11 protein-coding genes are annotated in these 13,232 nt (G+C 38.5%); 9 read left to right on the forward strand and 2 right to left on the reverse strand.

Annotated features, from left to right (window positions below):
* Positions 1-158: 158 nt before the first annotated feature.
* From purE to ESU54_RS04625, 4 genes are all read left to right on the forward strand, one after another.
* Positions 159-650, forward strand: coding sequence for a 5-(carboxyamino)imidazole ribonucleotide mutase (gene purE, locus ESU54_RS04610; protein ID WP_111843614.1), 492 nt, complete (start codon positions 159-161; stop codon positions 648-650).
* The gene (locus tag ESU54_RS04615; protein WP_146743970.1) at positions 650-952 is read left to right on the forward strand and encodes a hypothetical protein; all 303 of its coding nucleotides are present in this window, start codon (positions 650-652) and stop codon (positions 950-952) included. The genes purE and ESU54_RS04615 overlap by 1 nt, the downstream gene beginning before the upstream one ends.
* Before the next feature lie 26 nt (positions 953-978).
* A complete protein-coding gene (locus ESU54_RS04620; RefSeq protein WP_111843612.1) occupies positions 979-3,000 on the forward strand; it encodes a M3 family metallopeptidase in 2,022 nt (673 codons plus the stop codon).
* Positions 3,001-3,150: 150 nt separating this feature from the next.
* Complete coding sequence (locus ESU54_RS04625; RefSeq protein WP_111843611.1) at positions 3,151-3,699, forward strand: sigma-70 family RNA polymerase sigma factor; 549 nt, start codon at positions 3,151-3,153, stop codon at positions 3,697-3,699.
* Positions 3,700-3,955: 256 nt separating this feature from the next.
* On the opposite strand, the gene ESU54_RS04635 is transcribed toward ESU54_RS04625, so the two are convergent.
* The gene (locus tag ESU54_RS04635; RefSeq protein WP_111843609.1) at positions 3,956-4,774 is read right to left on the reverse strand and encodes a UbiA family prenyltransferase; all 819 of its coding nucleotides are present in this window, start codon (positions 4,772-4,774) and stop codon (positions 3,956-3,958) included.
* 132 nt (positions 4,775-4,906) lie between these two features.
* Between ESU54_RS04635 and gcvP the strand changes: the two genes are divergently transcribed.
* From gcvP to ESU54_RS04650, 3 genes are all read left to right on the forward strand, one after another.
* Complete coding sequence (gcvP, locus tag ESU54_RS04640; protein WP_111843608.1) at positions 4,907-7,756, forward strand: aminomethyl-transferring glycine dehydrogenase; 2,850 nt, start codon at positions 4,907-4,909, stop codon at positions 7,754-7,756.
* A gap of 116 nt (positions 7,757-7,872) precedes the next feature.
* Complete coding sequence (locus ESU54_RS04645) at positions 7,873-8,931, forward strand: 3-oxoacyl-ACP synthase III family protein (protein ID WP_111843607.1); 1,059 nt, start codon at positions 7,873-7,875, stop codon at positions 8,929-8,931.
* A gap of 40 nt (positions 8,932-8,971) precedes the next feature.
* Entirely contained in the window at positions 8,972-9,493 is a 522-nt protein-coding gene (locus ESU54_RS04650; RefSeq protein ID WP_111843606.1) for a class I SAM-dependent methyltransferase, read from the forward strand.
* Here the strand turns inward: ESU54_RS04650 and ESU54_RS04655 are convergent, their stop codons facing one another.
* The gene (locus ESU54_RS04655; RefSeq protein WP_111843605.1) at positions 9,494-11,050 is read right to left on the reverse strand and encodes a T9SS type A sorting domain-containing protein; all 1,557 of its coding nucleotides are present in this window, start codon (positions 11,048-11,050) and stop codon (positions 9,494-9,496) included. It lies immediately after the preceding gene.
* Between the two features lie 55 nt (positions 11,051-11,105).
* On the opposite strand from ESU54_RS04655, the gene ESU54_RS04660 reads away from it, so the two are divergent.
* A complete protein-coding gene (locus tag ESU54_RS04660; RefSeq protein WP_111843604.1) occupies positions 11,106-11,960 on the forward strand; it encodes a glycosyltransferase in 855 nt (284 codons plus the stop codon).
* A gap of 135 nt (positions 11,961-12,095) precedes the next feature.
* Positions 12,096-13,196, forward strand: a complete 1,101-nt coding sequence (locus ESU54_RS04665) for an alkaline phosphatase (RefSeq protein WP_111843603.1) — start codon at positions 12,096-12,098, stop codon at positions 13,194-13,196.
* Positions 13,197-13,232: the final 36 nt, after the last annotated feature.

Raw genomic sequence — 13,232 nt, forward strand, 5'->3', positions numbered from 1 at the left:
TTCATTAAATAAAATGAAACCAACAGAATTTGAAACTTATGTTGATAGCTTAACCAATAAGCATAAACCAAAATATAAGATAAACTATTAACCAGAAAAAAGGCAACCTTAATCAGGCAAGCTCAAACCAGAAACCTGAAACCTGAAACCTAAAAACAATGAGCAAAGTAGCAATAATAATGGGAAGCACCAGCGACCTGCCAGTAATGCAGGACGCAGTAGATATTCTAAAAGAATTCAATATTGAAGTGGAAGTGGATATCGTTTCCGCCCACCGCACTCCCGACAAACTTTTTGATTACGGTAAGAACGCACATACCCGTGGCATTTCGGTAATAATAGCAGGAGCAGGCGGCGCGGCACACCTTCCCGGGATGATTGCTTCGTTGTCGCCATTGCCAGTTATTGGCGTTCCGGTAAAATCCAGTAACTCCATTGACGGCTGGGATAGCATTCTTTCCATCCTCCAAATGCCTGGCGGCGTTCCCGTTGCCACGGTTGCATTAAATGGTGCGAAAAACGCTGGTATTTTGGCTGCACAAATTATAGGCTCTTCCGACAAAAGTGTTTTAGATAGGATTATTGCTTATAAGGAAAGTCTTAAAACAAAAGTTGAAGAAGGTGCCAAAAAGATGAAAGGAAACAATTAGTGAAACACAGTATCTATTCCATAATTGTGTCTTTTATTGGCATATCCTTTATTCTTTATATGAACTATTACTTCGCCCAAGAAGTAAGCTTGCTTCAAACCAATCAACAGTTTAACGAGCCACAATTGATAATAACACCGAAGGTCCACAAAATGGCTGCCCTTATTATCGGTTTAATTGGAGTATTCTTCGGAATAAAAGGATTCAAATCTTTCAAAAAACTCAGCCTAATTGGCATAGTCCTGTCATTACTTCTTATCGCTATCAGCTTTTTTCCCCTTTGGCATTATTTTCGACCGTAAGCACATTACAAACAGAAACTACATTTATGAACAATCCTCTTTTACAAGATTATAACACCGCTCCCTTTTCCAAAATAGAAAATGCACATTTCCTACCCGCAATCAGCAAACTGATTGAGGAAACAAAAGCGGAAATAGATGCAATTACTTCCAACACTGAAGCAGCTACTTTTAAAAATACAGTAGAAGCTATTGAAAATACTGGCGAAAAGCTTGATAGAGCAACCAGCATCTTCTTCAACCTCAATAGTGCCGAAACCAATGACGAAATCCAAAAAATAGCACAGGAAATATCGCCAATGCTCACTGAATTCAGTAACGACATGTTGCTGAACGAAGGCTTGTTTGAAAGGGTGAAAACAGTTTACAGCCAAAAAGACTCTTTAAAAAATCTTACAGAAGAACAGCAAATGCTGCTCGAAAAAAAATATAAAGCCTTTTCAAGAAATGGCGCCAATCTTTCTGAAGAAAAGAAAACAGAACTGCGAAAGATAGATACAGAGCTTTCAAAGCTTAGCCTCACTTTTGGAGAAAATATTTTGGCGGAAACTAACAAGTTCGAACTGCATATTACCGACGAAAAAGATCTTTCCGGCTTACCTGAAGGCGTAATTGAAGCTGCTGCACAAACTGCAGTGGAAAAAGATAAAACTGGTTGGATTTTCACTTTGGATTATCCAAGCTACGTACCGTTTTTAACCTATGCCGACAATCGCGAACTCCGCAAAAAAATGGCAATTGCCTTTGGCGCAAAAGGTTTTCATAATGACGCATTGGACAACCAGCAAAACGTTATTCAAATTGCAGGCCTTCGCTATAAACGAGCAAATTTGTTGGGTTATAAAAGCCACGCACACTTTGTGTTGGAAGAACGTATGGCGGAAACGCCAGAAAAGGTAAAATCATTTTTAAATGAATTGCTAGAAAAAGCAAAACCTGCCGCCCAAAAAGAGTTTAATGAATTAACCGCTTTTGCGAAAGAACTGGATGGAGTTGATCACTTAGAGAAATGGGACGGCGCTTATTATTCTGAAAAACTAAAACAAAAGCTTTTCAATCTGGATGACGAAAAGCTGAAGCCATATTTCGAATTAAAAAACGTTATAAATGGCGTTTTCAAAGTTGCGGAAAAACTATACGGACTTCATTTTGAAGAAGTGCAGGACATCGATAAATATCACACCGATGTAAAAACATACGAAGTAAAAGATGACGAAGGCGAGTTGGTCGCAATTTTTTATGCAGACTTCCACCCTCGCGCAGGAAAACGCAATGGTGCCTGGATGACATCCTATAAACCACAACAAATGAAAGACGGTAAAAATGATCGTCCACATATTTCCATTGTTTGTAATTTTACGAAGCCAACTGCTAGTAAGCCTTCACTTTTAACTTTTAATGAAGTAACTACTTTGTTCCACGAGTTTGGCCATGCCTTGCATGGCATGTTGGCAAACACCCACTACCCTAGTCTTTCCGGAACCAGCGTTTATTGGGATTTCGTGGAATTACCAAGTCAGATTTTAGAGAATTGGTGTTATGAAAAAGAAACATTGGAGCTCTTCGCGACACATTACAAAACGGGTGAAGTAATTCCGATGGAATACGTTGAAAAGATAAAAGATTCTGCTACCTTCCATGAAGGGATGGCAACACTGCGTCAATTAAGCTTTGGAATGTTGGACATGGCTTGGCACGGCCAAGATCCTTCAGGAATCAAGGATGTAAAAGCTTTTGAGGTTGCAGCTTTTGAGGATACGCAGCTTTATCCAGATGTGAAAGAGAATTGCATGAGCACTTCGTTTTCACATATTTTTCAAGGTGGTTATTCGGCAGGATATTACAGCTATAAATGGGCTGAGGTTTTGGATGCGGATGCTTTCGCCTTGTTTAAACAAGAAGGCATCTTCAATAAAAAAGTGGCTGATAGGTTTAAAGGCTTTGTGCTTTCACAAGGTGGGACTATGGACCCAATGGAACTTTACATAAAATTCCGCGGACAAGAGCCAGACCCAGAGGCACTTTTGAAAAGAGCTGGACTACTTTAATAGCAAATAGAAATAGCCAGAAGAGTATAAGTTTTAGTTGCGACTGTTTAACTATTTTTGATTATAAAATATTCCAAACTAAATGGTTGGCATTTTCGTATATGTTTATAGAAACTTCCCTATTTTTGAAATTGGCTAAAAATTATTCATTTGGAACTACTTAATCCCGACAAATGGGTTGACAATTATGCAGATTACCTCTACAATTACACTATTGTGAGGGTAAACGACCATATAGTTGCACAAGATCTAATTTCGGAAACTTTCTTAGCAGGACTTAAATCGAAAAAAAACTTTAAGGGAGAAGCTTCAGAACGCACTTGGCTTATTTCAATCCTGAAGCGAAAAATTATTGATCACTACAGAAAGATAAATTCCAATAAAGGAAAGGCCGAGGTACATATTACGTATCGGGACGAGGATTCCGAAGGCGATTGGTTAGAAGAAAACGCCGCCGACCCTTTTGACAAAACCGCCGAGGACAAAATGGAAAACGAGGAATTGGGACTCGCAATTTTGCAATGTTTGGATAAACTTCCTGAAAAACAAGCGACCATTTTTAAAATGAAAACCATTGAAAATTATGATACCGAAGCAATTTGTAAAGAATTTAATATTACGCCGTCTAACCTTTGGGTAATAATCCATAGGGCTCGAAAAACCTTGGCAGAGTGCCTTGAGGAGAATTGGTTTAATTAAAGAATATGAAGTTTTTTTTGAAGTGTAATGAAGCCGCTCACGTATGTGACAAAAGCCAATATAATGAGGCCAGCTTTTTCGAAAAATTTAAATTGAAAATGCACATCCTTATGTGTGTATTGTGCCGTAGGCATGTAAAGCGAAACATCAAGCTTACCAAAACCATAAAATCTGCGAATATCAAAACCCTCCATCCTGATGAGAAACAGTTGTTGAAAACACGTCTTCAGCATGAAGCAAACAACGCGCAAGAATCTTAAAGTTGTTCAAAAAGCAAAAAAAGCAAAAACCAGATTATAGGTAGTCCTTCCACCCAAAAAGAAGAAAAAAAACGCGTTTGATGGGTTTTGGAGATAACCAGCATCCAACCCAAAATCACACAAAAAACCAATAGACTTATTATATAGGCCACCTGAGATTGGTGCTTAAAAAATTCAAAAACCAAGCAGAGACATAAAACAGCTAAGCCCAATAATTTTGTGTTCCGAACGCCAAACTGTTGTGGCAAAGTTTTAAGGTTGAGCGAATCATAAGGCACATCGCGAATTTCAAAAGGAAGAATAAGCGCCACAACTATCATAATCCGTTGAAAAAAACTTAGCAGCACATCTGCAGAAATAGAGCTTTCAGTTGCGACCATAGGCAAAATAACAGTAACGCCAGCCCACACAAAAGCCACTACAAATATCTTTAAGCTCGAAAAATTTCGCAAGTTTTTATGCCTTACAAAAGGTACTGCATAAAAAAAAGTCGCTAGAGCAAATCCTGCAGTTACCAAAAGTGTACTGATGGAAAGTTTGAACGCTATAAAAGCAAGAAAAACAAAACATATTCCTGAAAAAACCTGAATGGTTTTTAGTGAATATGTCAAACTTCGGTGGTGTAGGCCAGCTACTTTGGCGTATTTCACAAAATTATAGCCCGTTAAAGCCCCAAGAAAAACAAAGGCCCAAAGCTCCTTTGAGAGCACTAAATTATATTCTAAAACTGAAATCGCCAAAAGCGCTACAACAGCCAAAGCAACGTGAATGCTACTGTTGATATAAAACGCAAAAACACGTTTAAAAATCTTCATAATATCAAAAATAGCCAAAGTGTTAGTAACCCATAAATTTAGTTGAAAAATTTAATTATTCAGCCACTTAAAAGCAGACTATTTTAGGTTAAATATTGTAATTTTGCCACCTAAATTTCAAACGCAAATTTAATGAATACAGATTCTTTTGCTTTAAGGCATATCGGTCCTCGGGAAAACGACCTTCCCGAAATGCTTAAAACCATTGGTGTAAGCTCTCTTGACCAACTTATTTACGAAACCGTTCCAGACGATATTCTGCTGAAAAAAGCACTAGATCTTGATATAGCGATGAGCGAACAGGAATACCTGGAGCACATTACGGAACTTTCTTCCAAAAACAAACTTTTTAAAACATATATAGGCTTGGGCTATAACCAGTCTAACACCCCTCCCGTAATTCAAAGAAATATTTTGGAAAACCCGGGATGGTATACGGCTTATACTCCATATCAAGCAGAGATTGCCCAAGGAAGGCTTGAAGCTTTGCTGAACTTTCAAACTATGATTGCCGATTTAACTGGAATGGAACTTGCAAACGCTTCCCTTTTGGATGAATCTACCGCTGCGGCAGAAGCAATGGCACTGCTTTATAACGTTCGTGAAAAAGATAAAAAGAAAAGCAATGCTTCCAAGTTTTTTGTTTCGGAAGAAGTGCTACCACAAACACTTTCAGTTCTTGAAACACGTTCCATTCCCTTGGGAATAGAATTGGTGGTGGGCAAACACGAAGATTTCGACTTTTCTGAAGGATTTTTTGGAGCAATTGTTCAATATCCAAGTAGAACAGGAAAGGTTCACAACTATAAAAACTTCATCCAAAAAGCGAACGAAAACCAAATAAAGGTTGCCGTTGCTGCTGATATTTTGAGCCTTGTGATGCTAGAAGCTCCCGGAAAATTTGGGGTTGATGTGGTTGTGGGAACAACGCAGCGTTTCGGAATTCCATTGGGTTACGGTGGACCGCACGCAGCTTTCTTTGCAACAAAAGACGAATACAAACGAAGCATTCCAGGAAGAATTATTGGCGTTACAAAAGACACCGATGGCAACCGTGCCTTGCGAATGGCACTTCAAACAAGAGAGCAACACATTAAGCGAGATAAAGCAACCTCAAATATATGTACTGCCCAGGTTTTACTGGCTGTTATGGCGGGAATGTATGCCGTTTATCACGGCCCAGAAGGCTTGAAATATATTGCTAAAAAAGTTCATAACGGAGCGGCAACACTTGCAAATGCTTTAGAAAAATTGGGTTTTGAGCAAATAAACGATACTTATTTTGACACTATTGCCATCAAGACCGATGCTACCAAAATCAAGTTTTTGGCTGAAGCGAAAGAAGTGAATTTCTACTATCCTAACGACGAAACGGTTTCAATATCCATCAATGAAACTACCACGGTAAAGGATTTGAACAAAATAGTTGCAATCTTTTCCGAAGCCAATAAAAAGGACTTTCAAAAAATTACCGAACTTGAAACTGGCACTAAAATTCCACAAGAAATTGCACGTAAAACCGAGTTTTTGCAACAGGAGGTTTTCAACAAATATCACAGCGAAACCGATTTGATGCGTTACATCAAAAAACTGGAGCGCAAAGACCTTTCGTTGAACCACTCTATGATTTCTTTGGGCTCGTGCACAATGAAACTTAATGCAGCGGCTGAAATGCTTCCGTTGAGCGACCCAATGTGGGGAAATATGCACCCATTTGTTCCTGTAGATCAAGCTGAGGGCTACCAAACCATTTTGAGAAAACTTGAAAAGCAGCTCACCGAAATTACAGGCTTTGCTGGAACTTCCCTTCAACCAAATAGTGGCGCACAGGGCGAATATGCAGGTTTGATGGTTATTCGTGCTTATCACGAATCGGAAGGTGAAGGTCATAGAAACATCTGCTTAATTCCTGCTTCAGCCCACGGAACAAACCCTGCAAGTGCTGTAATGGCTGGAATGCAAGTGGTGGTAACCAAGTCTACTGACGAAGGAAATATTGACGTGGAAGATCTTCGCGCACAAGCCATAAAACACAAAGACAATCTTTCCTGCTTGATGGTTACTTATCCATCAACACACGGTGTTTACGAATCTGCCATTCGCGAAATAACTAGTATTATTCACGAAAACGGCGGACAGGTTTATATGGATGGCGCAAATATGAACGCGCAGGTTGGCTTAACCAACCCAGGTGCCATTGGCGCAGACGTTTGCCATTTGAACCTTCACAAAACTTTCGCCATTCCGCACGGAGGTGGTGGGCCAGGCGTTGGACCTATTTGTGTTGCCAAGCAATTGGTTCCGTTTTTACCTTCAAATCCTATTATTGCCACTGGTGGTGAAAATGGTATTTCGGCAATTTCCGGAGCACCTTATGGCAGTTCTTTGGTTTGCTTAATTAGCTATGCCTACATCTGTATGCTTGGGGTAAATGGTTTGAAAAAAGCTACCCAATATGCCATTTTGAACGCCAACTATATTAAAGAACGACTTAACGGCCATTACGAAGTGCTTTATGCAGGCGAACGCGGCCGCGCAGCCCACGAAATGATTGTGGATTGCCGCCCGTTTAAAGCAAAGGGAATTGAAGTAACAGATATCGCAAAACGATTGATGGATTACGGTTTCCACGCACCAACAGTTTCCTTTCCAATTGCAGGAACTTTGATGATTGAGCCTACAGAAAGCGAAAGCAAGATAGCTTTGGATCAATTCTGCGATGCAATGATTTCTATCAGAAAAGAAATTGAAGCAGCGGATAAAGACAATCCAAACAACGTATTGAAAAATTCGCCACATACCTTGGGAATGCTTACCGCCGATAATTGGGATTTCCCATATAGCAGGCAGGAAGCGGCTTTCCCAATGGAATACATTTCAGACAATAAATTCTGGCCTACAATTAGAAGAGTAGATGACGCTTTCGGGGACAGAAACTTGATTTGTACGTGTAATCCAATTGAAGCTTATATGGAAGCCTAAATAAGTATGCAATATTCAGTGTTTAGTAATCAGTGGAAACGAATAAGATTACTACATACTGATAACTGAACACTGATTACTGTTTTTTTTGTATTTTTAACAAAACATTTCAATATATGAATGTCAAGATAACCGGCATAGGTAGTTACATTCCAAGCGAGATTGCGAAGAATGAACATTTCGGTGACCATCATTTCTACAATGAGGACGGCACCCGTTTTGGCCAAGAAAATGAAACCATCATTGAAAAGTTCAAAGCTATTACCGGTATTCACGAAAGACGTTATATCCCGAAAACACTATCAACTTCAGACATTGCGTCTTTTGCGGGTGAAAACGCTATCAAAAATGCGGGAATAGATAAAGAAACGCTCGATTATATTATTGTCGCCCATAATTACGGCGATGTAAAACACGGCTCCGTGCAGAGCGATACCGTGCCCAGTATTGCAACCCGAGTGAAGCACAATCTTAAAATTCAAAATCCAACTTGTGTTGGGTATGATGTACTTTTCGGCTGTCCAGGTTGGATAGAGGGAATGATTCAGGCGTATGCGTTCATAAAAGCGGGTATTGCCAAAAAATGTTTGGTAATAGGCGCCGAAGCCCTTTCTCGCGTGGTTGATCCACACGACCGTGATTCTATGATCTACAGTGACGGTGCGGGTGCTGCAGTCGTTGAAGTTACAGACCAAGCTGGAGGAATACTGACACATTTCAGTGCAACCTATGCTTTTGAAGAAGCGCATTTCATCTTTTTTGGTGAAAGCAACAATCTAGAGAAAAAAGACAATCGCCGTTACATAAAAATGTATGGCAGAAAGATTTATGAATTTGCACTAAACCATGTTCCAGATGCAATGAAAACCTGCTTGGACAAAAGCGGCATTGGTATTGACGAAGTGAAAAAAATCTTTATCCACCAAGCCAATGAAAAAATGGACGAGGCTATTGTAAACCGTTTTTACAAACTTTACGGCAAGTCAGCTCCTGAAAATATTATGCCAATGAGCATTGACAAACTGGGAAATAGCAGTGTGGCTACAGTACCAACCCTTTATGATCTAGTATTGAACGGCGAGTTAAAAGGCCATTCCATCCAAAAAGGTGATGTGGTTATTTTTGCCAGTGTTGGCGCAGGGATGAACATTAATGCTATTGTTTATAAAGTGTAAATAATTCAGATTTATAAATTCTGAATTCTGAATTAATAAAATGTACGAAGGCAAATTTCCGAAGAAAAGATACAAACACACCCTCCGTTTTCTTAACGAAGTTATTTCCAAGGAAGAAAAAATACTTGATTTGGGCGTTCCCAATCCATTTTCCGAAATTCTCACGACCGAAGGCTTCAATGTTACAAATACCAAAGGCGAAGATCTTGACCTCCACACAGATATCGTGAAAACACAAGAATTCGGTGTGGTTACCGCTTTTGAAATCTTTGAACATTTAGTTTCGCCCTTCAATGTTTTAAATGACATCCAAGCTAAAAAATTAGTAGCTTCCATCCCCTTAAAACTTTGGTTTGCATCGGCTTATAGAAGTAAAACTGATAAATGGGACCGCCACTATCACGAGTTTGAGGATTGGCAATTTGACTGGCTTTTGGAAAAGGCTGGCTGGCGCATTGTGAAAAGTGAAAAATTCACTAATCCAGTGAATAAAATAGGGATACGACCTATTCTTCGAAGAATTACTCACAGATATTATTTGGTTTATGCGGAAAAATTATAACTATTGTTTTATTAGTTTAAAAGCTCTTAAATTTCCATTTTCCAAAGAAATTTTTACCACATACCCCCCAACTGGTAAATAAGAAACATTGAAAATATTTAGATCCAAATTATCATAGTTGACAACCAATCGTCCATTTATATCAAAAATTTGAATTTTAGAAATACCTTCTGTAATATTAAGACTAAAGGAGTTTTTAGAAGGGTTGGGATAAAGAAAAAAACTATTTGACCCATTATCAATTTCTTCTATAGATAGAATAGTGCCAAGTTGCAAAACCCACACACTTCCTTTTTCAAACCCTCCTTCATTATCAGAAAACGCACCAATGGCAATACAATTATTTTCTGTTAATCTTCCAATATTACTCACACTAAAACCAAATGAATCTCCTTCATCTATATCTCCTTCAAAATACTGAAGTCCTTCCGTGTATTTAATATAACTATTTACTGTACCGTCCACATTCAAATTAAGAATATAAAATGCACCAAAATTCAAAGCCCCATCCTCTTGATATCCTCTAGCGCCAACTGCTATTTCAATCAGTTCATCACCATTTAAATCTCCCATCAAGTCAATTGACTTTCCGAAAAACATTTCGTCATTGAATTCAGCATCAAAATTTCCAGTAATATCGCTAATTTTTTGCAGGTTGTTGACAGTGCCGTCTGTATTCATAAATAGGATATAGACTGCTCCTCTATTCAAACCTCCGTCATCATCACGATAAGCTCCAACAGCCAGATCAATTATGCCATCACCATTAATGTCTCCAATATTCGCAACCGAACCTCCAAAATAATCACCCGCTTCCAACACACCATTTAAACCTCCTTGTGTATCACTTATTTTTTGGTAATTTTTTACTGTAAAATCGACATTAAGAAATAGGATATAAACTGCACCTCTATCCGACCCTCCATCTGGATCTCTTCTGGCCGAAACCGCGATATCTTGAAATCCGTCGCCATCTAAATCCCCAATAGATTCAATATCTGTTCCGAATACATCTTCATCATCCAGCGGAGCATTAAACCCACCTTCTGTATCGCTTATTTTAACATAAGAATTAACCGTTCCATCGGGATTTAAAGATAAAATCCAAGCTGCTCCATGCCAATAGCCACCATCTCCGTCATATTCTGCCCCTACTCCAAGTTCAATTAAGCCATCATTATTCATGTCACCTAAGTAAGATAGTGATGTACCAAAAATATCCCATTCATCCAATTGACCTTCAAAACCACCTTCTGTATCACTAATTTTTTGATAACTAGCTACATAACCTTCTAAATTCAAAAAAAGAATATAAACGGCTCCGTGATTAAATCCTCCATCATCATCTTTAATTGCAGATACTGCTATATCATTAATTCCATCACCATTTAAATCACCGATTCCTTCGACAGAAAACCCGAACCAATCCTCATTTTCCAAACCATCTCCAAAACCCCCAACCTCATATCCAATTTTTTCATAAAGAGTAACATCATAATTCTGTCCGTTAATACTGTTTAAGAAAATCAATGCCATCAGTACTAATGTTTTTTTCATAATGTAGATTTTTAAAATTCCTAAATATTCCTAAATATATTAATATTTTTACACAATGAAGATAATAATTATTATACCTGCCCATAACGAAGAATCTCTTATCGGCAATATGCTTCAATCCATAGTCGACCAAACTGTACTTCCCACAAAAGTGCTTGTAGTAAATGATGCCTCCACCGATAGCACTCCAAAAATTATCCAACAATTCTCAGAAAAATATCTTTTTATTGAAAGCATTTTTCACGATTCCGAAGCACTTCATGCACCCGGAAGTAAAGTTGTCAACGCTTTTTACAAAGGTTTTGAAACCCTTGAAAACAATTTTGACCTCATCGGAAAATTTGATGCGGACCTTATTTTACCTTCAGATTATTTCGAAAAAGTTATTGCTCTATTCACTTCCGATGAAAAAATTGGAATCGCTGGTGGCAACCTTTATATTGAAAGAGAAAACGGTTGGGATTTTGAAGCCATTTCGGAAAAAACAAAAGTCCGCGGCCCTATAAAATTATACCGCATGGCTTGTTTTGAAGAAATAGGAGGCCTCAAAAAATCCATCGGTTGGGACACAGTGGACGAGCTCCTTGCCCAATACCATGGCTGGAAGATTAAGACCGACACTTCATTGCATGTAAAACACTTAAAACCCACTGGGACGGTTTATTCCACTAATTCAAAACACAAACAGGGCGAAGCATTTTACAAAATGCGATATGGGTTTTGGCTCACGCTAATAGCCTCTGCAAAACTGGCTTCCAAAAAAAATAACTTTCAGTTTTTTATGGATTCAATGAAAGGTTATTCCAAAGGGAAAAGGGCAAAACTGGAATTTATAGTTTCGGAAAAAGAAGGGGGATTTATAAGGAATCTGCGTTGGAAAAATATACTTAAGAAAATTGGGATTCGTTGATTTGGGATTTGAGATTTGGAAATTGGAAATTGGAAATTGGAAATTGGAAATTGGAAATTTAAGATATAACAACATCTCCTTAACACTTCAAAACCTTTATATTCTCTATTTTTGCTGACAAAATTTTTACATAAAATGAAAATTCGATTTCTCATCCTACTACTTTCATTTACAATAATAGCAACTTCGTGTGTTTCAGTTCAAGTTAGCGATAATACCGTTACGCCTATTTCCGCGGATGTAAAAAAACCTAAAAATATCATCCTACTTATAGGCGATGGAATGGGTTTGAGTCAAGTTTCTACCGCTATTTACTACAAAGATGGCAAACCAAATTTTGAACGTTTCCACACCATCGGTCTGAGTAAAACCTCTTCCGCAAGTGATTTGATTACCGATTCTGCTGCTGGGGCAACAGTTTTTTCTGCTGGCGTTAAAACATACAATGGGGCAATTGGAGTTGACAAAGACACAATAGCAGTACCAACCATTGTTGAACAACTTTCCAAAGAAGGCTACGCTACGGGTATTGTTGCAACTTCTTCCATTCAGCACGCTACGCCAGCCAGTTTTTATGCGCACGTAAAAAGCCGAAGAATGTATGAGGAGATTAGCGAATTTGCACCAAATTCTGGTGTAAACTTTTTTGCAGGTGGCGGACTTAAATTCTTCAACCAAAGAAAAGATGGAAAGGATTTATTAGCCGAAATGAAAGCCAAAGGTTATGAAGTGTTCACAGACCAGCTTCCACAAACACCCAGCGAAAAAAACGAACTCATCTTGCTTGCAGCAGACGGAATGCCCAAAATGAGTGAAGGTCGCGGCGATTTCCTGCCAAATGCAACCAAACTTGCACTGGAAAAACTATCAAAAAATGAAAAAGGATTTTTCTTAATGGTTGAAGGCAGCCAAATAGACTGGGGTGGCCACGACAACGATGCAGATTATTTAATTAAAGAACTTTTGGATTTTGACAAAACATTGGGGGTAGCATTAGATTTTGCCAAACAAAATGGCGAAACACTTGTTATTGTTACTGCAGACCACGAAACTGGCGGCTATACGCTGGCTTCAGATGGAAAAGATTACAATAAAATAAAACCCAGTTTTTCCACAACTGGTCACTCAGGCACAATGGTACCCGTTTTTGCGGAAGGTCCTGGCGCTTCCCTTTTTAATGGGATTTATGAGAGTACCGAAATTTACTATAAAATGATGGCTCTTTTTAATAAATAAAAGCTAAAAAAGACTTTTTGAATTAACAGTGACCTA

Origin of the sequence: Aequorivita antarctica (assembly GCF_007997155.1) — a bacterium.
Lineage (GTDB): Bacteria > Bacteroidota > Bacteroidia > Flavobacteriales > Flavobacteriaceae > Aequorivita > Aequorivita antarctica.